This window comes from Streptomyces mangrovi (genome assembly GCF_900114215.1).
In the GTDB taxonomy this organism is placed as follows: Bacteria; Actinomycetota; Actinomycetes; order Streptomycetales; family Streptomycetaceae; genus Streptomyces; species Streptomyces barkulensis.
In genome coordinates this window covers 248265-270843 of the sequence record NZ_FOSG01000001.1, presented here as the reverse complement: position 1 = coordinate 270843, position 22579 = coordinate 248265, and the positions used below count along the sequence as shown (strand labels likewise).

24 protein-coding genes are annotated in these 22579 nt (G+C 73.3%); 16 read left to right on the top strand and 8 right to left on the bottom strand.

What is annotated here, in order from left to right:
• Positions 1–118 precede the first annotated feature (118 nt).
• Both BM237_RS01205 and BM237_RS01200 read left to right on the top strand, forming a co-directional pair.
• Positions 119–2713: a bifunctional FO biosynthesis protein CofGH gene (locus tag BM237_RS01205; protein ID WP_093846805.1), complete on the top strand. Its 2595-nt coding sequence runs from the start codon at positions 119–121 to the stop codon at positions 2711–2713.
• A 220-nt stretch (positions 2714–2933) separates the two neighbouring features.
• Positions 2934–4058, top strand: a complete 1125-nt coding sequence (locus tag BM237_RS01200) for an ADP-ribosylglycohydrolase family protein (RefSeq protein ID WP_093846803.1) — start codon at positions 2934–2936, stop codon at positions 4056–4058.
• 143 nt (positions 4059–4201) lie between these two features.
• On the opposite strand, the gene BM237_RS01195 is transcribed toward BM237_RS01200, so the two are convergent.
• From BM237_RS01195 to BM237_RS01185, 3 genes are all read right to left on the bottom strand, one after another.
• Positions 4202–4411 carry a DUF397 domain-containing protein gene (locus tag BM237_RS01195; RefSeq protein ID WP_093846801.1) on the bottom strand — a complete coding sequence of 70 codons (210 nt, stop codon included), beginning with the start codon at positions 4409–4411 and terminating at the stop codon, positions 4202–4204.
• Positions 4412–4624: 213 nt separating this feature from the next.
• Positions 4625–5485 (bottom strand): helix-turn-helix domain-containing protein, encoded by an 861-nt coding sequence (locus BM237_RS01190; RefSeq protein WP_093847345.1) that lies wholly within the window; start codon positions 5483–5485, stop codon positions 4625–4627.
• Positions 5486–5729: 244 nt separating this feature from the next.
• Positions 5730–6491 (bottom strand): GOLPH3/VPS74 family protein, encoded by a 762-nt coding sequence (locus tag BM237_RS01185; protein ID WP_093846799.1) that lies wholly within the window; start codon positions 6489–6491, stop codon positions 5730–5732.
• A 321-nt stretch (positions 6492–6812) separates the two neighbouring features.
• Here BM237_RS01185 and BM237_RS01180 point away from each other — a divergent pair, with 321 nt between their 5' ends.
• On the top strand, positions 6813–9023 hold the full coding sequence (locus BM237_RS01180; protein WP_342746211.1) for a serine hydrolase: 2211 nt from the start codon (positions 6813–6815) through the stop codon (positions 9021–9023).
• 117 nt (positions 9024–9140) lie between these two features.
• Positions 9141–10253, top strand: a complete 1113-nt coding sequence (locus BM237_RS01175) for a YihY/virulence factor BrkB family protein (protein ID WP_093846795.1) — start codon at positions 9141–9143, stop codon at positions 10251–10253.
• Here the strand turns inward: BM237_RS01175 and BM237_RS01170 are convergent.
• The 4 genes from BM237_RS01170 to BM237_RS01160 form a co-directional block, all read right to left on the bottom strand.
• The gene (locus BM237_RS01170) at positions 10218–10604 is read right to left on the bottom strand and encodes a DUF3618 domain-containing protein (protein ID WP_093846793.1); all 387 of its coding nucleotides are present in this window, start codon (positions 10602–10604) and stop codon (positions 10218–10220) included. The two genes, BM237_RS01175 and BM237_RS01170, sit on opposite strands and share 36 nt — an antisense overlap.
• Positions 10601–11035 carry a phage holin family protein gene (locus BM237_RS01165; protein ID WP_245793337.1) on the bottom strand — a complete coding sequence of 145 codons (435 nt, stop codon included), beginning with the start codon at positions 11033–11035 and terminating at the stop codon, positions 10601–10603. Before BM237_RS01165 ends, BM237_RS01170 begins: the two co-directional genes overlap by 4 nt.
• A gap of 155 nt (positions 11036–11190) precedes the next feature.
• The gene (locus BM237_RS29090) at positions 11191–11364 is read right to left on the bottom strand and encodes a helix-turn-helix domain-containing protein (protein ID WP_165869658.1); all 174 of its coding nucleotides are present in this window, start codon (positions 11362–11364) and stop codon (positions 11191–11193) included.
• Positions 11364–11984 (bottom strand): hypothetical protein, encoded by a 621-nt coding sequence (locus BM237_RS01160; RefSeq protein WP_175540838.1) that lies wholly within the window; start codon positions 11982–11984, stop codon positions 11364–11366. Before BM237_RS01160 ends, BM237_RS29090 begins: the two co-directional genes overlap by 1 nt.
• A gap of 264 nt (positions 11985–12248) precedes the next feature.
• Here BM237_RS01160 and BM237_RS01155 point away from each other — a divergent pair, with 264 nt between their 5' ends.
• The 6 genes from BM237_RS01155 to BM237_RS01130 all read left to right on the top strand — a co-directional run bounded on the left by BM237_RS01155 (position 12249) and on the right by BM237_RS01130 (position 15471).
• On the top strand, positions 12249–12692 hold the full coding sequence (locus BM237_RS01155; protein WP_093846791.1) for a helix-turn-helix domain-containing protein: 444 nt from the start codon (positions 12249–12251) through the stop codon (positions 12690–12692).
• Positions 12693–13023: 331 nt separating this feature from the next.
• Positions 13024–13440, top strand: a complete 417-nt coding sequence (locus BM237_RS01150; protein ID WP_093846789.1) for a hypothetical protein — start codon at positions 13024–13026, stop codon at positions 13438–13440.
• A 140-nt stretch (positions 13441–13580) separates the two neighbouring features.
• Positions 13581–14165, top strand: coding sequence for a phage tail tube protein (locus BM237_RS01145; protein ID WP_093846788.1), 585 nt, complete (start codon positions 13581–13583; stop codon positions 14163–14165).
• 121 nt (positions 14166–14286) lie between these two features.
• Entirely contained in the window at positions 14287–14577 is a 291-nt protein-coding gene (locus BM237_RS01140; protein ID WP_093846786.1) for a hypothetical protein, read from the top strand.
• 74 nt (positions 14578–14651) lie between these two features.
• Positions 14652–15035 carry a hypothetical protein gene (locus BM237_RS01135; RefSeq protein ID WP_425443625.1) on the top strand — a complete coding sequence of 128 codons (384 nt, stop codon included), beginning with the start codon at positions 14652–14654 and terminating at the stop codon, positions 15033–15035.
• Between the two features lie 160 nt (positions 15036–15195).
• Positions 15196–15471 (top strand): hypothetical protein, encoded by a 276-nt coding sequence (locus tag BM237_RS01130; RefSeq protein ID WP_139238043.1) that lies wholly within the window; start codon positions 15196–15198, stop codon positions 15469–15471.
• Positions 15472–15516: 45 nt separating this feature from the next.
• Here the strand turns inward: BM237_RS01130 and BM237_RS01125 are convergent, their stop codons facing one another.
• Positions 15517–15924, bottom strand: coding sequence for a DUF3592 domain-containing protein (locus BM237_RS01125; RefSeq protein WP_093846782.1), 408 nt, complete (start codon positions 15922–15924; stop codon positions 15517–15519).
• Between the two features lie 142 nt (positions 15925–16066).
• On the opposite strand from BM237_RS01125, the gene BM237_RS01120 reads away from it, so the two are divergent.
• The 6 genes from BM237_RS01120 (at position 16067) to BM237_RS01095 (ending at position 22578) form a co-directional block, all read left to right on the top strand.
• Positions 16067–16609 (top strand): hypothetical protein, encoded by a 543-nt coding sequence (locus BM237_RS01120; RefSeq protein WP_093846780.1) that lies wholly within the window; start codon positions 16067–16069, stop codon positions 16607–16609.
• 30 nt (positions 16610–16639) lie between these two features.
• Complete coding sequence (locus BM237_RS01115) at positions 16640–17854, top strand: phage tail family protein (protein WP_093846778.1); 1215 nt, start codon at positions 16640–16642, stop codon at positions 17852–17854.
• Positions 17855–17936: 82 nt separating this feature from the next.
• The gene (locus BM237_RS01110) at positions 17937–19280 is read left to right on the top strand and encodes a hypothetical protein (RefSeq protein WP_093846776.1); all 1344 of its coding nucleotides are present in this window, start codon (positions 17937–17939) and stop codon (positions 19278–19280) included.
• Between the two features lie 25 nt (positions 19281–19305).
• On the top strand, positions 19306–20271 hold the full coding sequence (locus BM237_RS01105) for a phage distal tail protein (RefSeq protein WP_093847341.1): 966 nt from the start codon (positions 19306–19308) through the stop codon (positions 20269–20271).
• A gap of 82 nt (positions 20272–20353) precedes the next feature.
• On the top strand, positions 20354–21481 hold the full coding sequence (locus BM237_RS01100; protein WP_093846774.1) for a hypothetical protein: 1128 nt from the start codon (positions 20354–20356) through the stop codon (positions 21479–21481).
• On the top strand, positions 21478–22578 hold the full coding sequence (locus BM237_RS01095; RefSeq protein WP_093846772.1) for a hypothetical protein: 1101 nt from the start codon (positions 21478–21480) through the stop codon (positions 22576–22578). Before BM237_RS01100 ends, BM237_RS01095 begins: the two co-directional genes overlap by 4 nt.
• Position 22579 lies beyond the last annotated feature (1 nt).

The window sequence follows — 22579 nt, the reverse complement described above, 5'->3', positions numbered from 1 at the left end:
GCCTGTGGACAACCCGTCCGACACCGCGTGACGGCGGGCGCGGCGGCGGGAAGCAGAGGTGAGGGACACCCCCCGCCCGCCTCCCGGCCGGTGCCGGGGGCGCTCGTATGCTCGCACCATGACTTCGCCGAGCGGGCAGGCAGCCCCCACCGCACCCACCGCCAACGCCATGCGGCGCGCCCTGCGGCGGGCCCGGGACGGGGTCGCGCTGGACGCGGCCGAGGCCGCCGTGCTGCTCCAGGCGCGGGGGGAGGACCTGGCCGATCTGACGGCCTCGGCCGCCCGGGTACGGGACGCGGGCCTGGCGGCGGCCGGACGCCCCGGGGTGATCACCTACTCGCGCAAGGTCTTCATCCCGCTCACCCGGCTGTGCCGGGACCGCTGCCACTACTGCACCTTCGTCACCGTGCCGGGGAAGCTGCGCCGCGAGGGCCACGGCCCCTACCTCTCTCCGGACGAGGTGCTGGACATCGCCCGCCGGGGAGCGGCGACGGGCTGCAAGGAGGCGCTGTTCACCCTCGGCGACCGGCCCGAGGACCGCTGGCCCGAGGCCCGCGAGTGGCTGGACGCGCACGGCTACGACGACACCCTCGCCTATGTGCGCGCCATGGCCATCCGGGTGCTGGAGGAGACCGGCCTGCTGCCGCACCTCAACCCCGGGGTGCTGACGTGGACGGACTTCCAGCGCCTCAAGCCCGTCGCCCCGTCGATGGGCATGATGCTGGAGACCACCGCCACCCGGCTGTGGTCCGAGCCCGGCGGCCCCCACCACGGCTCGCCCGACAAGGAGCCGGCCGTCCGGCTGCGGGTGCTCCAGGACGCGGGTCGCTCGTCGGTCCCCTTCACCACAGGCATCCTCATCGGCATCGGCGAGACGTACGCCGAGCGTGCCGAGTCGCTGTTCGCGATCCGCCGCGTCCAGCGGACGTACCGGGGCGTCCAGGAAGTCATCGTGCAGAACTTCCGCGCCAAGCCCGGCACCGCCATGGGCGGCATGCCCGACGCCGAACTGGAGGAGCTGGCCGCCGCCGTGGCCGTCGCCCGCCACGTCCTCGGTCCCGCCGCCCGCATCCAGGCCCCGCCCAACCTGGTCGGCGGGGAGTACGCCATGCTGATCGGCGCCGGGATCGACGACTGGGGCGGCGTCTCCCCGCTCACCCCCGACCACGTCAACCCCGAGCGCCCCTGGCCCCAGATCGACGAACTCGCCGGGCACACCCGCGCCGCCGGCTTCGAGCTGCGCGAACGCCTCACCGTCTACCCGGAGTTCGTCCTGCGCGGCGAGCCCTGGCTCGACCCGAGGCTGCTGCCCCACGTCACCGCCCTGGCCGACCCGGACACGGGCCTGGCCCGCGAGGACGCCACCGTCACCGGCCGCCCCTGGCAGGAGCCCGACGAGGCGTTCACCGCCGCCGGCCGCACCGATCTGCACCGCACCATCGACACCACCGGCCGCACCGCCGACCGCCGCGCCGATTTCGACGAGGTCTACGGCGACTGGGAGGCGCTGCGCGAGAGCGCCGCGCCCGGCATGGCTCCGGAGCGGATCGACGCCGACGTACGCGCCGCCCTGGCCACCGCCGCCGACGACCCCACCCGCCTCACCGACGACCAGGCCCTCGCGCTGCTCCACGCCGACGGGCCGGCCCTGGACGCGGTGTGCCGCATCGCCGACGACGTGCGCCGCGACACCGTCGGCGACGAGGTGACCTACATCGTCACGCGCAACGTCAACTTCACCAACGTCTGCTACACCGGCTGCCGTTTCTGCGCCTTCGCCCAGCGCCGCACCGACGCCGACGCCTACACCCTCTCCCTGGACCAGATCGCCGACCGGGCGGCGCAGGCGTGGGAGGTCGGCGCGGTAGAGGTCTGCATGCAGGGCGGCATCCACCCGGACCTGCCCGGCACCGCCTACTTCGACATCGCGCGGGCGGTGAGGGAACGCGTGCCCGGCATCCATGTGCACGCCTTCTCCCCGATGGAGGTCGTCAACGGCGCCACCCGCACCGGCATGTCCGTCCGGGAGTGGCTGACGGCGGCCAAGGAGGCCGGGCTCGGCTCCATCCCCGGCACGGCCGCCGAGATCCTCGACGACGAGGTGCGCTGGATCCTCACCAAGGGCAAGCTGCCGGCCGCCACCTGGGTCGAGGTGGTCACCACCGCGCACGAGCTGGGCCTGCCCTCGTCCTCGACGATGATGTACGGGCACGTGGACCGGCCCCGGCACTGGCTGGGCCATCTGCGGCTGCTGGCGCGGATCCAGCAGCGCACCGGCGGCTTCACCGAGTTCGTGACGCTGCCGTTCGTCCACACCAACGCCCCGGTCTACCTCGCCGGGATCGCCCGCCCCGGGCCGACGGTGCGCGACAACCGGGCGGTGACGGCCATGGCCCGTCTGCTGCTGCACCCGCACATCACCAACATCCAGACCAGCTGGGTCAAGCTGGGCGCCGAAGGCGCGGCCGAGATGCTCCGCTCGGGCGCCAACGACCTCGGCGGCACGCTGATGGAGGAGACCATCTCCCGGATGGCCGGCTCCTCCTACGGCTCCTACAAGTCCGTCCGGGACCTGGTCGCCATCGCCGAGGCCGCCGGACGCCCGGCCCGCCCCCGCACCACCACCTACGGCGAGGTCCCCGGCGAGCGCGTACGGGCCGCCGAGGCGTCCGGCGGGCGCCTGCCGGAACTGCTGCCGGTACTGGAGGAGTGAGCGGGCCGGGGTGCGTCCGGTGCCTTCGCGGAAGGGACGGGACGGGCGGGCGCGGGGCGACTTCCGGCCGTCTTCCCGGGATCTGCGGCCCCCGTCCACCTGCGGGCCGCCTCCGTCCGCGCACCCTCGATTAAAGTGCGGTCCGAAACCGACGGGGACAGGACACGGGAACGGACCGGAGCGGACGAGAGCCGAGGGGCGAACGGGAGGGGACGGCACGGTGACCGCGACACCTGGCGGTGGCATCTGGGGCCGCACCGAGCAGCAGGACTTCCGCAGCCGGGTACGCGGCTGCCTGCTCGGCGGCGCGATCGGCGACGCGCTCGGCGCGGGAGTCGAGTTCGACTCGCTCGACGCCATCCGGACCGCCCACGGCCCCCAGGGGGTGACGGACTACGTGCCCGCCTACGGGCGGCGCGGCGCCATCACCGACGACACGCAGATGACCCTGTTCACCGTCGACGGCCTGATCCGCGCCCACGTCCGGCGCGACACCGGGGCCTGGCACCCGCCGACCGACGTGCACGCCGCCTACCTGCGCTGGGCCGCCACCCAGCGCGACTGGGGGCCCGACGAGCGCCGCACCGAGGACGGCTGGCTGGCCCGCCAGGAGTGGCTGTACTCGCAGCGCGCCCCCGGCCGCGCCTGCCTGACCGGGCTGGCCGACAGCCGGATGGGCACACTGGAGGCACCGAAGAACCCCGACTCCAAGGGCTGCGGCACCGTCATGCGCTCCGCGCCCTTCGGCCTGCTCGTCGGCTGGGAGCCGCAGCTCGTCTTCCAGCTCGCCGCCGAGTGCGCCGCCCAGACCCACGGCCACCCCACCGGCTACCTGGCGGCGGGCGCCTTCGCCGTCATCGTCCACGCCGTCGCCCGGGGCGAGAGCCTGGACGCCGCGGTGCAGCGGGCCCTGGCCCATCTGGCGGCCCACCCCGGCCACGAGGAGACCACGGACGCCCTCAAGTACGCGCTCGGCGCCGTACGCCAGGGCCTGCCGACCGCGGAGCGCGTGGAGTCGCTGGGGGAGGGCTGGACGGCGGAGGAGGCGCTGGCGATGGGCGTGTACTGCGCGCTGGTGGCCGAGGACGTACGCCACGGCCTGCTGCTGGCGGTCAACCACGGCGGCGACTCCGACTCCACCGGCTCGGTCTGCGGCAACCTGCTGGGCGTGATGCACGGGGAGACCGCCCTGCCGCCGAACTGGGTCGCCGAGCTGGAAGGGCGCGCCACCGTGCTGGAACTGGCCGACGACTTCGCCATGGAGATGACCCAGGGGCCGGCCCTCCACAGCCCGGCCACTCCGGCCGGCTCACCGGGCTGGCTGACCCGTTACCCGCGCGCCTGACCGGGCCCCGGGTGCGGCGCCCGGGAAACACCGAACCCCCTCGGCCGGGACGGCGAACCAGTCGAGAGGGCTTCGGCCGCGGTGCCGCGCGGCACCGCGAGGCACCGCGCCGCCGTGGTGCGGCGCGCGGCGTGCGGGAGCGGTCAGCGCCGGGTGAGCGAACCCTGGCCGAGGGCTCCCACGAACGCCGTCCACGAACCGGGGACGAAGTCCAGCGACGGTCCCTGCGGGGCCTTGGAGTCGCGCACGGCGACCGCCCGCTGTTCGGGGGACCGCACCTCCACGCACGCCCCGTTCCCGGCGGAGTGGCTGGACTTGGTCCACCTGTCGGTCATGCCCTGTCGGATTGCCATGTCTGCTCCGTTTTCTCCCAGACGGTGAAAATCGCCGGTTGGGCCCGGCGTGCGGCAGACGGTACCCCCCAACTGGGGCCTTTCTTAACGCCGTTCACTCGACCGGATGGCATATTCCAAACAGCTCTTCACATCGACGCGCCGCCAGGTGTAGCTTGCTGCGCCGCCCGTGTGCCACCCCTGCGCAGTCCCCGCGTCACCGGTGCGCCGGCCTCAGCCCCGGGTGTACTCCTTGGCGATGCCCTCGACGAACTCCCGGGTCTGCTCGACGTTGAGGGCCTGCGCCCGCAGGTGCTCGTACATCACGCTGTAGTTGTGCACGTCGCCGGCCTTCTCCAGATAGAGGTCGCTGGTGACGCCCTCCAGATAGACCACCGTCGAGTCGGCCGCGTCCGGGAACTCCAGGATCGCGTACTGGCCGTTGAGCCCGGGGTGCGCGCCCATCGCGAAGGGCAGCACCTGCACCGTCACATGGGGCAGCCGGGAGAGTTCGAGCAGATGCTCCAGCTGTTCCCGCATGATCTGCTTCCCGCCGACCGTCCGGCGCAGCGCGGCCTCGTCGATCACCGCCCACAGGCGCAGCGGGCTCTTCCGGTCGTGGACGCGCTCCTGCCGGCGCAGCCGCACCTGCACCCGCTTCTCCACGTCCTCCGCCGACGCCTCGGGCAGCGCGCCCGCGACGACGGCCTCCGCGTACCGAGGGGTCTGCAGCAGCCCCGGCATGACCTGCGGTTCGTACACGCGCAGGGACGCCGCGTCCGTCTCCAGCCCGATGTACACGCTGTACGGGATGTCGCCGAACGCGTGCCACCAGCCCTGCTGCCTGGACTCCTTGGCCATCTGCATCAGCGAGTCGACTATCCGCTGGTCGTCGACCTCGTAGACGCCGCACAGATCGCGGACGTCGCGCTGGCTGATGCTGCGGCGTCCGTTCTCCAGCCGGCTGATCTTGGACTGGGACACCAGCAGCCGGTCGGCGACCTCCTCGGCCGTCATGCCCCTCTGCTCACGGAGCCGGCGCAGCTCCTGACCCAGCCGGCGCCGCCTTACGGTGGGATTGACACTGGATGCCACGGTGCGCACACCTCCGCTTACGCCAATAAGACCGCTCCTGGAGCAGATTGCCACCAATGGCCGCGTCCGCGCTGGAAAACCGCCACACAGGGTGCGCACACGCACGCGCGGGGTGGCGGTCCGCACTCCGGGGTCGGAGTGCGGACCGCCACCCCGCGCTTCGCGGCCGACGGATCGGATTTCGGCCGAGTTCGGGAAATCCGCCGGGTGCCCGCCGGGTGCCGCCGGTGGGGGTGCGGCAGGGTCAGCGGGCGCCCGCTCGGGCCATCCCGCCCCGCCGCGCCTGTCCGGCGAGCGGCTGCGGCGCGGCGGACCGCGCCGCGGCCCGTCCGCCTCCCGGCCCGCCCGCGCCCCTGCCGGGGGCGGTGCGCCGGGGCTGTGCGACCACGCCGTTCTGCACGTCCATCACGGCGTGCGCGACGAGGCCGCCCATCGGGTCGTGCCTGATCAGATCCCTCAGCCGGGAACGGGATGACCGTCCCTCGTTGCCGGGGTAGAGGTGCTTGCCGAGGCCGACCGCATGGGCCAGCGCGGCGAGTGCGGCGGTCCGCGGGTCCGGCGGTACGCCGGTGCGGATCGCGTTGTCGAGCCGGGCCCTGATCTCCCGGCTCACGGCCGTGTCCGTCGCCTGGTAGCGAGTCGTCGGCAACACCCCGCACATCTGGCTGGATACGGCATGGACCATGCCGCAGCGCTCCAGGTGTGTGAGATAGGTTTGGCGCAGCCCGAGTCTGGGCCCGCCGATCCAGTGGACCGCGCGGACGGGGCTGCCGCGTCTGCGCAGCAGCTCCAGCGCGGAGTCCAGGGTCGGATCTCCGGTCGGCCGTGGCAGCACCACGGCTATGCGATCCCCGTCAGGGGCTATCCGTCCTGCGAGAGCCAGCTCCACGAGCTGGGCCCCGGCCAGGCCGAGGTCGAGCGACTGCGGCTGCGCCGTGGTACCCGTGGCCGGGTCCAGGGCCAGCAGCAGAAGCTCCTCCGGAATTGTTCTGCGGCTCCTGCCCATCCATGCCTCCCCGCGTGGATGCATGACAGGGTGACCCCTCTCACAGAGGTCTGTCGAGAGCGCCTGGGCGCTTTGTCATGGAACCAATAGGTATGTCGTTACCGTCTGGCAATTTAGCGGGCCCTCGCGGCCGCGAAACGGGGCCGGAGTGCCGGGGGAGGACCGGCGTTCAGGACACTGTTTACTGATACGACGAGTGGCGACACCAAGCGGGAGGCATAGGTGGCGGGCAAGTCCCCCGACAGTTCGGAACGGCAGACTTCGTTGGGGGAGACGACCGGAGAGGCCGGAACGGTTCCCGGGCAGGCGCGTGATCCCCGCGTGGCGCTGTACGAGGCGCCCCGGGACGAGGACGGGGCCGGTGGCGAGGAGCCCTCGCCGAACGGCGACGGCCCGGCGGGAGAGGCCGGAGAGGCGGGAGAGGCCGGTTCCGCCGAGGGCGGTGCCACGGCGGAGGCAAAGGCACAGGGATCGGGGCCGGAGCCGGAGGAGGCCGGGAAGCCGGAGGCCGTCGGTGAGGACGAGCCCGCCGGTGGGGAGTCCGGGACCGGGCCGGTGGACCAGGCGACGGCGGTGTTCCGGGCTCTCGGGGACAAGGCCGAGACCGGTAGGACCGACGAGGCCGGTGAGGACACCGACACCGAAGTGGAGACCGGCGGAAGCGGGACTTCCCAGGACGCCGACGCCGACGATGCCGAGGAGGCGGACGGCGGCACCGACCCCGCCGAGGACGGCGGAGCCGAGGCCCGGCCGGATCAGGCGACGGCGGTGTTCCGCGCCCCCGGGGACCCCGAGGACGGGGCCGGGAACAGGACCGAGGAGAAGACCGGGGACGACAGAGACGTCGGGGACGACGGGGACGACGAGGGCGGTGAGGAGGCCGGGGCCGACCGGCCGGTCGACCAGCCCACCGCGATGTTCCGGGTGCGCCCGGAAAGCGACTCCGAGGAGCCGGGCCCGGAGCGCTCGGAGAAGACCGCGGACCCCGGGAGGCCGGGGAAGGCCGGGGAACCGGGAGAGCCGGAGAGGACGGGGAAGCCGGAGAAGACCGGAGCCCCTGGGAAGGCCGGAGCCCCCGTGAAGGCCGGGGAGCCGGCGGAGAGCGACGCCGAGCGGACGAGCCGCTTCGTACCGCTGAGGTCCGCCGACGCCCCCCGCGTGCCCCCGGCCGTCGTGTCGCCCGAGCAGCCGCCGCACACGCCGGGCCCCGAACTGCCGGAGGCCGAGCGGACGAGGCAGCAGCCCCTGCCGCCGCACATGCCCCTGGAGCTGCTGGCCGAGCTGACGAACAAGCCCGCTCCGCCCGAGACCCCGGTGCGGGTCGCCCTGCGGCGGATCAAGATCTGGTCGCCGCTGGTCCTGCTGCTGGTGATCGTTCTGGCGGTCGCGCAGCTCATGCGGCCGCTGCCCGCCCCCGAGCTGGTGCTCACCGCCTCCGCCACCCACACCTTCGAGGGCGACGAGCCCGCCCTGGAATGGCCGCCCGAGGGCCAGGCCGTCGTGGAGGTGGAGGGGCTCGGTTCCCTCGGCTCGTACGGCGAGGAGAAGCCGGTGCCGATAGCCAGTGTGGCGAAGGTGATGACCGCCTACGTCATCCTGCGCGACCACCCGATCGAGGCGGGCGAGGAGGGCCCGAGGATCCCGGTCGACGCGCAGGCCGAGAAGGACGCGGGGCTCAGCGCCCAGGGCGAGTCGACCGTCGAGGTGGAGGAGGGCGAGGAGATAACCCTCAACGAGGCCCTCCACGCCCTGATGATCGCTTCCGCCAACAATGTGGCCCGGCTGCTGGCCCGCTGGGACTCCGGCGGCTCGGAGAAGGCGTTCGTGGAGAAGATGAACGCCGCCGCCGAGGAGCTCGGGATGGAGAACACCACCTACACCGACGCCAGCGGGCTGCGCGAGGACACCGTCAGCACGGCCGCCGACCAGGTCAAACTCGGCAAGAAGGTCATGGACTACGAGGCGTTCCGGGAGATCGTCAAGAAGCCCTCGTACGAGGACCGCAACGGTGTCGGCCACCGCAACTGGAACGGGCTCGTCCCGTACAACGGCGCGGTCGGCATCAAGACCGGTACGACCACCGCGGCCGGCGGCAACCTGCTGTTCGCGGGCGAGAAGGAGGTCGGCGGCACCACGCAGCTGATCGTCGGCGCGATGCTGGGGCAGCACAGGCCGCCGATCATCGACACGGTGATCGCCGAGAGCCGCGAGCTGCTGGTCTCCGCGCAGGAGGTCCTGAAGTCGGAGAAGATCGTCGCCAAGGGTGACGTGGTGGGCTACGTGGACGACGGTCTCGGCGGCCGTACACAGGTGGTCGCGACCGAGGACGTCTCGGCGGTCGGCTGGTCCGGCCTGAAGGTGGAGCTGGCCCTGACCGACGGCGGCAGGGGCGTGCCGGGAACGGCGGCCCCGGGCGACACCGTCGGCACCCTGACCGTCGGCAGCGGGCCGGGGCAGGTGAAGGTCCCGGTCGCCGTCCGGGGCGAGCTGGCCGAACCGGACCTGGGAACGCGGCTGACCCGCGTCCTGTGACGCGCGGGCCGCGGGGCCCGTACGCGGGGCGCGGTACGGACGGAAGGCACCGTCCGTACCGCGCCCCGCGCGCGTCCGGTCGGCCCGCCGTTACCCAGCCGTGCCCCCGGCCGGCACATGTCCGGGCCCGCGGCGGTAATCCGTAGGGCCATGGCGAAGACGTGGTGGGCCGTCGCACGGGGCATGGCCAAGGAGTTTTTCGACGACGAGATCCCGGACCGGGCGGCGACCCTCACGTACTACGGCGTGCTGTCGATCTTCCCGGCCCTGCTGCTGCTCGTCTCGCTGCTCGGCGCGTTCGGCGAGACGGCGACGGAGTACATCCTGGAGAACCTCCAGCGGCTCGCCCCCGGCCCGGCCCGCGAGATCCTGAGCGACACGGTGGGGGAGATCCGGCGCGGCAGCGGCGGCGGCTTCGTGGCGGTCCTCAGCCTGCTGGGCGCGGTGTGGGCCTCCTCCGGCTATGTCGCGGCGTTCATCCGCGCGGCCAACCGCGTCCTCGACATCCCCGAGGGCCGCCCGGTGTGGAAGCTCACGCCGCTGCGGATCGGTGTGACGCTGACCCTGATGGTGCTGCTCGCGGTGAGCGCGGTGATCGTGGTCTTCACCGGCGGGCTGGCCGAGCAGGCCGGAAAGGCCGTCGGCATGGGCGACCAGGCGCTGCTGGTGTGGTCGGTCGCCAAGTGGCCGGTGCTGGTGCTGCTGGTCGCGGCGATGATCAGCATCCTGTACTGGTCGGCCCCCAACGCCCGGCTGCGGGGTCTGCGCATGGCGCCGGGCAGCGTGCTGGCCGTGCTGCTCTGGCTGGCCGCCTCGGCCGGCTTCGCGGTCTACACGGCGAACTTCGGCTCGTACAACAAGACGTACGGCACCCTCGCCGGCGCCGTGGTCTTCCTCGTCTGGCTGTGGCTGTCGAACCTGGCCATCCTGCTCGGCCTGGAGCTGGACGCCGAACTGGCCCGCCGGCGGGCGTACGCGGACGGGTTGCCGAAGGGGGAGGAGCCGTACGTGGAGCCGCGCGACACCGCCAAGTGGCCGCGTTCGCTGCGGCTGCGGCTGCGGCGCCTCAAGTGGCTCAGGCGGCAGCGGCGCGGAGACGAGCCCGCCCGCAACGCTCCGGAGCGGGAGCGGGAGCGGGAGGAGCCGGGCCGGGGCCGGGCCCCGGGCTCGCGCCCGGACCCGGAACCGGATGCCTCACGCGGCCATACGCTCGACAAGGCGGCGGACTGACGCCGGCGTCCGCGGGTCGTGGCGCAGCGGGTGCCGCTGCCGCGACACCTGCCGCCGCCGCAGCACCTGCCGCCGCCGCAGCACCGCGGCGGCCACGGCCAGGGCGAGCACGGCCCCGCCCGCCACGGCCAGCGGCACGGCGTTGCGCCGGCCCGCCCGTACGGCGCCCGACGCCTTGCGCTGCGCCAGGGCCCTGACGTCGGCCTTGGCCGCCAGTTCCTCGATGGTGTCGCCCAGCTCCCGGCGCGTGCGGTCGATCCGCTCGCGCAGCTCGGCGGGGGTGTCCGGGTCGGCGGGAATGCCCGGTGTGTCCGGGACCTCCGCCTCCCTGGTGTCCCTCGAAACGCTCATCGTCGTACCCTTCCCCTGATCTCGTCCAGGTCGTCGTGCACGCCCCGCAGCGCCCGCTCGGGCTTGGCGGGCGTCGCCCTGCGCATCTGCTGCCGTCCCAGGACCGCCAGCACCCCGGCGACGAGGAACAGCACCGCCATGATCACCAGGGCGGACAGCCACACCGGCCACACCACGGACAGACCGGCGATCGCGGCCGTCACACCGGCGCCCACCGCGTACAGCGCGACCACCCCGGCGCCGCCGAGCATGCCGCCGCCCATCCCGGCCCGCTTGCCCTTCTCGGACATCTCCATCTTGGCGAGCTGCAGCTCCTCCTTCATGAGCTGCGACATCTGCGCGGTGGCCCGCGCCACCAGTTCGCCGACGGAGTGCTCCTGACCGGGGCCGTGCCCGTGCTTGTGTCCGTCCATCCGCTGCATCGTGCTCATCGTCGTCGCGCTCCCCTCATGGGTCAGCACTCCGAGTACCTCCGCTCACCGCCCGCTAACCCGGCCTCACCCGTTCGTCACGGCGTCCGGGGTGTCCGGCGCCGTCCGGCACGGCCTCCGGGGCGGGCGGGAATGTGTCCGGGGAGGCCGGCGGGTCACCCGCCGGGTCGGCGGGCGGAGCGTTCGGCGGCGAAGACGTCCTCCAGCCGGTAGAGCAGGGCGCGCCCCTGCCGCCCCGCCGGGGCGAGGCGGCCGAGCTGCACCCACTTGCGGATGGTGGCCGGGGTGACCGACACCTCGCGGGCAGCCATCGCCGCGGTGACCAGCATCAGGCGCCACCGCCCCGCGGTCCGTCCGGCAGTCCGTCCGGCGGCTCGTGCGGCAGCGCGTGCCGCGGCCAGGAGTGCCGGTGGGCGGGGTCGGTGCGGCAGGCGCACCCGGGGTCGTCGCAGCGGCAGCCGGGGTTGATGCACAGCACGGCCCGGCGCTCGGGGAAGGCGCGCAGGGAGACGGAGGCGCACCACGGGCAGCGCCCGTCGACGGCCGTCATCGCCTCGCTGCCGCCCAGCGCCCGCGAGCAGCGGCGGCTCATCCTGCGGGCCTCGTCCAGGACGTGCTCGGCGAGGACCGCATCGCGGCCGATGCGGTCGAGCAGGCCCAGCAGGCGCCCGATCCGCCGGGGGATCCGTGCGCGCTGCGGGCGGGGGAGGCCGAGCCTGTCGTGCACGGCCTCCTCCAGTTCGGTGACGCCGTCGGTGATGTCGCGGATGGCGTCGGAGATGTGCAGGCGCAGCGGGGCGGTGGACCGGGCGCCCCCGGCGGGGCCGGGGGTCGGGCCGGGTACGGCCGGACTGCGGCCGCCGGGCGCCAGTTCGGCGAGGAGCTCGGGGAACTGGCGGCGCAGTGCGCCCAGCCGGCGGGCGGTCTCGGTACGGACGGTGCCACTCATGCGGTCCTCTCCTTCCGGGTCGGCGCCGGCCGGTGCCGTAACGGCTCGCGGCGGCCGGGGCCCGCCGGTGTGCGGGTGGCGGATGCCATGGGCGACTCCCTTGGTGCGTGTCACTGTCGGTGCGGGAGTACACGATCCTACGTTGCGCGCTGGCACGCAACAAATATCCGCCGAGGTTCGCCGGATCTCCCATTTCGCGCTCGATAGCACGTAATGCCGTGCGCGAAAGCACGTTATGCTGAGGGTCCACGAAGGGGGCGAGCCATGGCCGCAGCGCAGGATCTGGAAGCTTTCGCGACCTGGATCGAAGGGCTGATCCGGGAGCGGGGTTACGACATCGACAGCCCGCGGGGTGGCGGCAAGTCGCGTCTCGCCGACGCCGCCGGCGTCCACCGCGCGGCGATCACCCGGCTGCTGCAGCGGCACAGCATGCCCGATCTGGAGACCATGCGGCGGCTCGCCCGGGTGCTGAGGGTCCCGGTGCGGGAGATGCTCGTCCGCTCCGGTCAGCTCACCCCCGACGAACTGCCGCTGCCGCCGTCCGCCGGGGGTCGCGCGGACGGCGGGGCGGAGGAACCGCTCACCCTGGAGCGCGCCGCCGAACTGCTGGGCATCCCGGCCGGGCAGCGGGAGATGTTCGTCAGGGTGGCGAGCCAGTTCCTGCCCGAGGGCGGCCCCGCGGAGCCTCCCGCGCGCCGCCGCGCCTGACCGCGTCGCCGCGCGATCCCTCCTTCCCCCGGCCCGGTCCCGCGTTCCACGCGGGGCCGGGCCGGACTGCCGTACGGGTCGATGACGGCCGTCGGCAACGGTCGCCGCCCGCCGGTCGCGGTACCCCCCTTACGCGCTTCGCGCCCGCTCCCGGACGGTTTGGCGCGGGCTCTCCGGAAAGTCGCCACGCCTTATTAGTTGCGCGCTCGCACGATCTGGTTCACACTTGGACGCAGCGGCGGAGCTGTGCCCGTATCCCGGGCGCGGCCCGCCGTTCGTCATGGGCGGGCTCCTGCGGCCCGCCCGCCCTCTTCAAGGAAGGAGGAGGCGTGTGGTTGATCCGCTGCTGGCGTTCCCGGACGTCGAGCGTCTGATCGTCGACTTCCTCGGCGACCGGCCGGAGCTCACCGGAGTGACGGTGGACAACGTCCCGCCGGCCGGGTTCGACGGAACCCAGCGCGTGGTGCTGGTCTCCCGGGTGGGCGGGGCGTGGGTCGACGACCTCCACCTCGACAACCCCCTGGTGGAGCTCGAGGTCTACGGGCCGGACAAGACCACGGCCCACACCGACTCGCTGGGCATGCGCGCCGCGCTGCTGCAACTGCGCGGCACCACCCACGGGACGGCCACGGTCACCGATGTGGTCGAGGCGGACGGCGTCCGCTGGCTGCCCGACTACAACCGGCTCGACGCCAACCGCTACCTGACCACGGTGCGGTTGTCGCTCACTCCGGTCCAGACCGGCTGAAGGCCGCCGCGCCGGCATCGCCGCGCCGACACCGCCGAACCAACACCGCACCACCCCGTCACAGGGCCCCGCACGGAGCGGGGCCCTTCGCACGAGCGCGGAAGACGCGATCCGCGCTCCGAACCGAGGAGTCGCCTCACATGGCAGGTATGAACCCCAACCAGATCCGCGTGGCCGGCAACGGCCGCATCCTCGTCGCCCCGGTGGGCACCGCCGCCCCGGCCGACACCGCCTCCGAGTGGGGCACCGGCTGGACCGATGTCGGCTACACCAGCTCCGACGGCGTGAAGTTCGGCCGCAAGGAGAAGACCTCCCAGGTCGACACCTGGCAGTCCGTCGGCCCGGCCCGCTTCATCTACGAGGACCGGGACATGACGGTGAAGTTCAGCATGCTCCAGTTCAACCCGGACACCCTGCCGCTGTACTTCGGCGGCGGCGAGGTCAGGGAGACCGCGGCCGGCTCGGGCGTCTACCAGTACGACGTGCTCTCCGACCCGATCCCGGACGAGCGGTCGCTGGGCCTGGAGTTCACCGACGGCGAGGAGGTCGTCTACCGCTTCGTCCTGCCGCGCGGTCAGGTCACCGACACCGACGAGGTCGAGATGAACCGCAAGGGTTCGCTGAAGCTCGGCGTCACCTTCACGGCGATGGCGGTTGACGCCGCCACCCCGCTGGCCACCTGGCTGGTCAAGGACCCCGACTTCGTCGGCACCACCCCGGCCTGACCGGTCCCGCACGCGGAACCGCACGGCAAGCACAGCACCGGCGCCGGGCCCCCGGGCCCGGCGCCCTCCGCTTCCGTCCCGATCCCGACACCCCGACACCCCGGCAAGGAGCCGACCAGACATGACCACGTTCGACGTCAACGCCGCACGCGCCCAGCGCACGGAGGCCCTGGGCCGCGCCTGGACCTTCACCATCGACGGCGACACCTTCGAGATGCCCGGCGAGCTCAGCCGCCGTACCGCCCGCGCCCTGCGCGAACTGGACGACAACGACATCGACGGCCTGCTGCGCCTGCTGCTGGGCGAGGAGCAGTTCGACCGCTTCGACCGGCACGACGTCTCCATGCAGGACGTGGCCGCGATCCTGGAGGCGTACGGGAAGGCCACCGGGCTCGGCCTGGGGGAAGGCTGAGCCTCGACGCGTTCGTCGACGAACACGCCGAGGCACTGGAAGCCGACCTGCTCCGGTACTACGGGGTCGATCTTTTGGACTGGTACCGCGGCGGGCTCTCCTCCCGCCGCCTGGCCGTCCTGATCCGCCATCTGCCGCGCGACAGCGCGGTCAACCTCGCCGACCACGGGGAGGCGGCCCAGTGGGGCGCGGCCGAGCATCTGCTGGCCGCCGCCGTGGACCATCTGGCGGCGGCGAACTGGATGACGGCCGCGCTCCACCGCGACGAGGACGACGAGCCGCCGGAGTACCCGGAGCCGGTCCCCCGGCCCGGACAGCGGCCGGAGGAGCCGGAGCGGCCGGAACCGGAGGAACAGGGTCCGGAGGAGGGGGAGTTGGGCGACACGCCCGGCACCGAGCCGGAGCGCGCACCCGCCTCGGGCCCCTCCGCGCGCGAGCTGGCCCGCTTCTTCGGCTGACGGAGGCCGCCCACCGGGGCCGTCCGCGTCCGCTTCCCGGCGGCGGGGCCGGCCCCGGTCCGTACCAAAACAAAACTGTGTTCGATTTTTTGCTCCATGCGGCCGTATGATGACGCTGGGTACGCAACACCCCCACCTCCGTTGCGCGCCCGTGACCCCCGTGTACGCATCCAAGCAGGTCATATGGCACCACAAGCCGGAGAGGGTGATAGGGGTGGCGACGGAGAGCTACGAGACCGGCCAGGACACGACCCGGGCGGAGGCCGCCGGGGAGCTCCAGCGACTGCTGGGCGGGATATTCCGGCGCCTGGACGGGCCCGCCGCGGAGCAACTGCTCCTCGCGGTCCGCGCGGAGCTGGACGCCCGCGACGCCCGCGCCTACGCCGCCGGCTGGCAGGACGCGATGGAGGCCGCCGGGGGCGAGCGGGCCGGGTGAGGGGGTGCCGGGGCCGGGCCGGGGCGCCGCCTCCCCGTCCCGGTCTCAGACCAGCAGGTAGTAGAGCCCGATGGCGCCGAAGGCCAGGCTGACGCCGATCGGCACCATGCAGAAGGCGTAGAACCCCTTGGGTGGCGTCTCGCCGTTCACGACCGCCTGGGCCTCGCCCCGCGGATCGTAGTAGACCTCGGCGGTCTCCCCCAGCTGCACGGGGACGGTCGGACGGGCGCCGGTGGACGCGAACCGCCGCTCCCCGTCGGCGTCCTCGTAGGCGATGATGCTGGACACCCAGCCGCCCGAGGTCCAGCGCATGTTGACGCACTCGCCCGTGGTGCGGACGCCGGAATCCCCCCGGGCGAACCTGTCGTTCCGCAGGTGCGGAAGCAGGAGCCTGACCCCCAGGGCGCCGATCGCGATGCTCAGGGTCGTGAGGAGCAGGCCCAGAAATTCCATCCCGTCAGATTACTTTTCCGTCCGGCGCCCCGTCAACGCCCGCCCGGAAAAGGAGAATCACGATTTTGTGGCGTGCTCCCGCGAATGGCGGGGTGTTTGTGGCGCGGGCCTTTCGGAGCGGGTTGATCGAACAGGAGGAGAAATGGCGGAAGCCGACGGAGAAAGCGTTTACATCGCGCCGGGCGCCGAGGACACGGCCAGTGCCCTTGAGGGATTCCAGCAGTGGTGGTCCGAGCACTTCAAGGACGTCAACGACTCGGTGCAGGTGCTGTACGCCAGTTTTCAGGCGCTCAAGACAGACATCTCGTTCGGCACCTTCGCCTATGACCTGGTGAAGTTCGACGAGAGCGGATTGACGGTCGCCGGTGCGCAGGTCTGGAAGCCGAACTACATCCAGAATTTCGAGGCCGAGATGAACCGGAGGTGGCCGCAGCTCGGAAACGAGCCCCCGGTCACCAGGGCGGAGGTCGAGCAGAGCGTCGCGACGGTCCGCCGGACGGCGGATTCCGCGCGTGAGCAGGCCCAGCGGGCGTCGAGCGACCTGAGGAACATGCGTCAGCGGGTGTCCGAGGCACGCGCACCGCGGCAGGAGCCGAGCCGGGGATTCATGGGACTGGGCCGCACGCGGGGGGACATCGCGCGCCTGCGTACGGAGATCGAGTCGTTGAGGGCCGCTCTGGGCTAGGGCCGGCGAGCGGGCCCGGGAGGGTAGACCATGTCACTCAGCAGTGCGCTGCAACGGGCCTCGGGCACGTTGCGGCAGTTCAAATCGGCCTCGGACACGGCCGGACGGGCCGCGACCGGCCTGGGCCGGCAGGCGGCCGCCGCGGACCGGAGCGTCACGCGGATCACCACCGGCGCGAGACGCACCAACAAGGAACTGACGACGATGAAGAGGGCGGCCGACCAGGCCGCCCTCTCCGTTTCCAAGCTGGGCCGCGAGGCCGTCAAGAGCGGCCCGCAGATGACGCGGATGCAGCAGGGGGCCAAGAAGGCCTCCGGCGGGTTCAAGCAGCTCAACAAGGAGATGAAGGGCAACATCTTCGGGATGCTGCTCTCGCTGCTCACACCGGTCATCGAGAAGATCGTCGCGATGGCCACCCAGTCGAAGACCATGCAGCGGGTGATGAAGAAGGTCTTCACCGTGGTCGGCGAGGTCCTCAAGAAGGCCATGAAGGTCATCGGACCGCTGCTGAGCAGCCTGGGCAGGATCTTCAAGTCGGTCTTCAACGGCATCAGGACGGCCGTGTCGGTGGTGGTCAAGGCCATCGTGAAGGTGGTCAGGACCTACTTCGCCATCTGGAAGGCCGTCATCACCACGGCCGTCCGGGCCGTCCGCAACACCATCGGCGCCGTGATGAACGGCATCAAGAGGGTCGTCCAGCCCGTCGTCAACTGGATCAGGACCACGATCCCGGCAGCCTTCCGCGCCGTGCGGGACAGGATGAGCCAGATCTGGGGACGGCTCTCCGGCATCGCCTCACGGGCCTTCGGCAGGGTCAAGAACGGTGTCAGGGGGCCGGTCAACGGCGTCATCGACATCATCAACCGGGCGATCCGGCGCATCAACGGCATCAGGGTGTCGATCCCCGGCTGGGTGCCGATGGTCGGCGGCAAGACCTTCGGCGTCAGCCTGCCCACCATCCCCAGACTGGCCGAGGGCGGTGTCGTCACCCCCCGCTCCGGCGGTGTGCCCGCGATCCTCGCCGAGGCGGGCGAGGCCGAGGCCGTACTTCCGCTGTCCAGGCTGGAGTCGCTGCTGGGACTGACCGCCGCCCGGGCGGGCCGGGGCACGCCCGGGCCCTACGGCACGGCAGCCGCGGCGACCGGAGCCGGCCGGCTGCACATCGAGCACTACTACGCCGCCGAGACCGGCGACCCGCAGCGGACCGCCGACGCGCTGATGCTCCTGGCCAAGGCCCGCGGATGAGGGCCGGGCGCGCACCACACCCGGGGACGGAAGGAACGGGGAGAACGGGGAGAACGGGGAGAACGGAAGGAGGTGGAGGGCCGTGCCGCTGAACCAACTGACCGCGGCCCGGCCCGCGTTCACCGGCTTCGGCGGAGCACTGGGTCAGGCCCGCGCAGGCCTGGCCGCCAACACCCGGGCGGTGCGGGCCGCGCAGCGGGCGGCGGCGGCCGTACGCGGATCCGCCCAGCGCTCCGCGGCCGAACTGCGGCGCACGCTCCCCGCGGCCGGGGCCGCCGGCCAGGGACTGGCGGGCCTGGGGCGCCGGGCGGGCGCCGCGCACCCGCAACTGACCGCGGCCCGGCCCAAGGCGGCCGCCGCGAACCGGGAGCTGAAGCGGATCAGAAGCGGCGCGGCCCGGGCGGCGACGCTCTCCGGCGGCATCTCCAAGGGCGCCGGCCTCTTCGGCCGGCTCGGCGGCGTGTTCGGCGTCGGACTGCGCCTGGGCGCCGGGGTGATGAAACTGGTCAACACCGTGATGAAGGCCAACCCCTGGGGGCTGGCGCTCTCCCTGGTCGCCCCGCTGGTCCTCTACCTGGTCGACGCCGCCGCGCGGTCCGAGGCCGGGCAGCGGATCGTCCAGCAGGGCAGCGCGGCCCTCATGCAGGGCGTGCGGACGGTCGCCAAGGTGATCGAGCCCGCCGTACGGACGGTGGTGAAGATCGCCACCGGCTACGTACGGGGCTACCTCACGGTCGTCACCGCGGTGGTGAAGTGGCTGGCGAGCATGGTGCGCGACCCCATGGGCACCCTGCGCAGGACCGTCTCCTCGGCGGGCGGCGCGCTGCGCTCGATCGCCGGCCGCACCATGGGCCGGATCAGGGGCGCCGTCCGCTCGGCGCTGAACTGGCTCACCACCGGGCCGCGCCGGATGTTCGACCGGGTCGCCGGAGCGACACGCCGCGTGCTGGGCGGGATCGCCGGGTTCCTGGAGTCGGGCATGCAGTTGGTGCTGCACGTCCTCAAGGCGCCGATCAACGGGCTGATCGCCTTCGCCAACTGGCTGATCGACGGCCTCAACAGCCTCAGTGTCAGCGTCCTCGGCAAGAAGTTCGGCGTGAACATCTCCAGGATCCCGCAACTGGCCGCGGGCGGCGTCGCCCTGCCCCGGCGCGGGGGAGTGCCGGCGGTCGTGGCCGAGGCGGGCGAGGCCGAGGCCGTACTGCCGCTGCCCGCGCTGCGCCGGCTGATGGACCGCGCCGCCCGCCACACCGCCTCCGCGCGGATGCGGGGCGGACGGATCGAGCACTACACCGAACCCGCCGAACGCGGGCCGCTGGGCGTCGCCGACGACCTGCTCTTCCTCGCCCGCACCGCCCACCCCGCGCAGCCGGGCGCCGCGGTGCCGGCCGCGGAGGCGATCGCGGGGACGGGGGCGGCGCCGTGAACAGGAAGCGAGGACACCGAACGTGATCGACACCGGACAACTCCACAACGGCCAGGACACTCCCCCCGGCTCACTGATCACCCACGACGGGCAGATCCAGTGGGCCGGGGCTCTTTTCGGCCCCGGCACCCCCTACCAGATCGACGCCAAGGGCATCACCGGCTGGGACGACCTGCCGGACCTGGAGACCGGCGATGTCGCCCTGCCCGACCGCCACGGCGCCTGGCCCGGCGCACGCTGGGCCAAACCGCGCACCGTCTCGGCGACCGTCTGGCTGCTGCCGGACACCGCCGGGCAGGCGCGCGGCACGATGCGCGGCTTCCGCGCCGCCACCGTCCCCGACGGCGGCGAGCGGTGGCTGGCGGTACGGCTGCACGGCGAGACGCTGGCCTGCCGCGCCCGCGTCAGCCGCCGCGTCGTGCCCCAGGACCGCGGCTACGTGGTGCAGGGCGCGGCCAGGGCCGAACTGCAGTGGGTGGCCACCGACCCGCGCCGCTTCGGCGTCCGCGAGCAGCGCGCCGTACTGCGCCTGCCGCAGCCGGAGAGCGGACTGGCGTGGACGGCCCCAGGCGCCCCCGAGCCCGGACCCGGCACCGGGGCGGAGGCCGGCCTGGTCTGGCCGCTGGACTGGGGCACCACCGGCTCCACCGGCACCGTGACCGCCCACAACTCGGGGGAGACGGCCGCGCACCCGGTGATCGAGTTCCGCGGCCCGGCGCACCGCCCGTCGCTGACCCGGCTGACGGACGGGCTGCGGCTGAGCTACGGCATCACCCTTGCCGCCGGCGAGGTGCTGACCGTGGACACCCAGGCGGGGACGGTCGTCCTCAACGGGACCGCCTCCCGGCTGTACACCGCCACCGCACGCTCGGCGCCCGAGCAGCTGTTCCTGCTGGAGCCCGGGGCCACCCCGCTGGCCTTCCGCTCCGACGACACCGTCCCCGACCCCGGCGCCACCGCCACCGTGCGCTGGCGCGACGCCCACTGGTGACCGGCGGCCCGCCGCCGCACCCGCACCCGCGCCCGCACCACATCAACCCACCACGATCCACACGGCCCACAGGAGGAACCCCATGCCCGTGCGCACCGCATGGCTGCTCAACCGCACCGAGGACGGCGCCGGCCAGTCCCGCGCCGACACCCGCCTGACCCCGACCGGCACCATGACCCCGGCCGGCCAGCTCGCCTCGCGCGACGGTGTGATCCCCGGCTCCCCGGACGGCGCGTGGGCGCTGTCCGGGCTCTACGTCTACGGCCAGTCCGCCGGCATGACCGCCACCGTCGCCTCCGGCCGGGCCGTCGTCCAGGGCGACAAGTCCGCCGGCGCCTACCCCGTCGCCCTCACCGAGTACACCCCGGTCACCTTCGCCGACGGCGACCCCGACAACCCCCGGATCGACCTGGTGGTGCTGCGGGTGTACGACGAGACCCAGGACACCTCCTCCGGCCGCACCGAGGCGGCCGTGGAGATCGTCCAGGGCGCCCCGGCCGCCACCCCACAGGCCCCCGCCACCCCGCGCGCCGCACTCGCCCTGGCCACAGTCCTGGTGCCCGCGGGCGCCTCGGAGGGCACCGGCGGCATCGACTGGAACTCGGCCGTCGGCGACCTGCGCCGCGCCACCGTCGCCGTCGGCGGCATCGTGCCCGAGGACTGGCCCAGGGACATCCCCGGCAGCTACCCCGGCCAGTACCGGGACGTCGGGGCCGGCGGCCTCCAGCGCTGGGACGGCACCGCCTGGCAGCCCTACCCGCCCACCCCCAGGTGGCGGGAGTGGACACCGCGCTGGACCACCAGCACCGGCGCCGGCACCCCCTCGTTCGGCAACGCCGCCGTCGAGTGCCGCTATGTGCACACCGGCACCCTGGTGCACGCCTCCTTCAACGTCTACTTCGGCTCCACCACCGTCTTCGGCACCGGGGGGACGGGCGACAACTGGCGCTTCTCGCTGCCCGTCCGGGCGGCCGGAGCCAGCCAGGCGACCGGCTTCGCCGGACTCCAGGACGGCACCCGGGCCCGGCGCATCGCCCGGATACGCCTGACCACCGCCGACCACCTGGAGATGGAGGTCTCCTCCGGCGACCTCGACGGCACCGTGGCCGCCCACAGCGGTCTGGTGGACGCGGTCACCCCGTGGGACTGGTCGGCCGGCACCCAGATCGCCGGAACGCTCGTCTACGAGTCCGCGGAGCCGGCCGAGTGAGCGGGCGCACCGCCGTCCACCGCGCCGTCTTCTGCGACCTGCGCACCGACCGCGTGGTGGACGTACTGCCGCTGACCGAGGCGAAGTACGACGACTACATCGGCAAGCCCGGCTCGCTCACCGCCACCGTCCCGCTGCCGGACGAGGCGCTCGCCCGCCGGGCCCGCGCCGCGCTCCGGCCCGGCCGCACCGCGGTCTGGCTGGAGCGCGACGGGGACGTGCGGTGGGGCGGCGTGCTGTGGACGTGCACCCCGCAGTCCGACGAACAGGGCCGGACGAAGGCCGAGTTCCAGGCCGCCACCTTCGACTCCTACCTCGACCACCGCATCCTCTCCGGCGACGTGGTGGGCACGGCCACCGACCAGTTCGACATCGTCCGCGCGCTCATCGACCACGTACAGGCGCAACCGGGCGGCGACATCGGCCTGCGGTACGGGAGTGAAGTGTCCGGGGTGCGGCGGGACTTCGCCCACGCCTACACCGACCTGGCCCGGGTGCGGGAGCTGATCGACAAGCTGGCCAGGCTGGACGACGGCTTCGAGTGGCGCGTGCACTGCCACCGCGACGCACAGGGCCGCCGCGTCAAACGGCTCCAGCTCGGCCACCCCCGGATCCACACCGGGCACGCCGACATCGTGCTGGACCACCCCGGCGCGGTGCTCACCTACAGCCTGCCCTCGGACGCCACCGTGCAGGCCAACGTATGGGTCGCCAGAGGGGAGTCGGCCAACTCCGACCAGTCCCAGGAGTCGGTGCCGCTGGCCGCGCGGCGGGTGGACGCCGACGACATCGCGGGCGGCTGGCCGCGGCTGGAGTCCAGCTCCGACCACACCTCCGTACGCGACCAGGCCGTGCTGGACTCCCTGGCCCGTGCCGAACTGGCCCGGCACCGACGCCCGGAGACCATCCCGCAGATCACCGTGCTGATGGACGGCCGGATCTCCCCCGCCCTGCTGGGCGCCCGGCTGCGGCTGCGCATCCGGGACCTGTGGCACCCGGAGGGGGCCGACGACCGGTACCGGATCGTCGGGCTGGCCGTCACCCCGCCGCAGCGCACCAGGGCCGAGACCGCGACCCTCTACCTGGAAGGAGCCTGAC